We start from the raw sequence: 459 nt of genomic DNA, 5'->3' as shown, positions 1-459 counted from the left end.
GCAGGTTCCAGAGATGGATGAGACGGAGCTAAGGGTTTATGAGGCTGAACGCCGTGCGCAAGACGCAGAATCGCGATCTCTGATGTTGGAGTCGGTGGTCGCGTCCCGTCTTGACCAGATGGATGTAACGCCAGCGTCCACGCCCACGCTGGGTATGCCTGTCGCATCGTCCATGGGCTCAACGTCCGATCACGTGTACGCCGAACACAACCCATTTGAGGATATGGCGCGGGTAGAGGGCGCGGGCGATCTATTCAACGGTGGTATTCCACAGTACACAAGTGTTCGGGACCAAGATACAAATGTGGATGCTATTCGCAGTTCCCGGGTGCATGAAGGTGATCCGTTTGCCAACTGGATTGATGTGGTGGGGCCCGATGGTACGGTAACCGGTAGCATCGCGGGTCCGGACCCGGACGAGACCCAGACACGCAACAAGGGAGGCAGACCCTCAAAACC

General features: G+C 57.7%; 1 protein-coding gene. It reads left to right on the top strand.

The window, feature by feature from the left end; translation table 11 throughout:
* Positions 1-13: 13 nt before the first annotated feature.
* A partial coding sequence (locus M3650_RS31270) for a hypothetical protein (protein ID WP_251580248.1) occupies positions 14-459 on the top strand: 446 nt, incomplete at its 3' end.

It is taken from the genome of Paenibacillus sp. MER TA 81-3, assembly GCF_023713585.1.
Taxonomy (GTDB): Bacteria; Bacillota; Bacilli; order Paenibacillales; family Paenibacillaceae; genus Paenibacillus_B; species Paenibacillus_B profundus.
This window is presented reverse-complemented; position numbering and strand designations above follow the sequence as displayed.